Consider the following 404-nt stretch of genomic DNA (forward strand, 5'->3'; position numbering starts at 1 on the left):
CACCCTGCGCTACAGCGCCTGCGGAATCTCCGCTTCCACCAGACTGACAACGATGCCGTGCTCGCCTACAGCAAGAGCACGGGTTCCGACACGGTCATCGTGGTCGTCAATCTCGACCCGCACCACACCCAGGAGGCCTCGGTCTCGTTGGACATGCCGCAACTCGGCCTGGACTGGAACTCCGCCCTGTCCGTGCACGACGAGCTGACGGGTGAGACGTACCACTGGGGCAGGACCAACTACGTGCGCCTGACGCCCGGCTGCGCGCCGGCGCATGTTCTCCACGCAGGGCGGTCGACGCCCCGGAACGGAGGGCCCGCGGCCTCATGACCGTCAACGAACCCGTACACGACACCTTCGAGGACACGCCCGTCAAGGACCGGGACCCGGAGTGGTTCAAACGC

The 404-nt window shown here is 66.6% G+C and carries 1 protein-coding gene; it reads left to right on the top strand.

Translation table 11 applies throughout. The features are described from left to right. Window positions 1-330 (top strand): alpha-glucosidase C-terminal domain-containing protein (locus tag LMU33_RS40965; protein WP_228627212.1); only part of this gene is annotated, 330 nt, incomplete at its 5' end. Window positions 331-404: the final 74 nt, after the last annotated feature.

The organism is Streptomyces barringtoniae (assembly GCF_020819595.1).
GTDB classification, from domain to species: Bacteria; Actinomycetota; Actinomycetes; order Streptomycetales; family Streptomycetaceae; genus Streptomyces; species Streptomyces barringtoniae.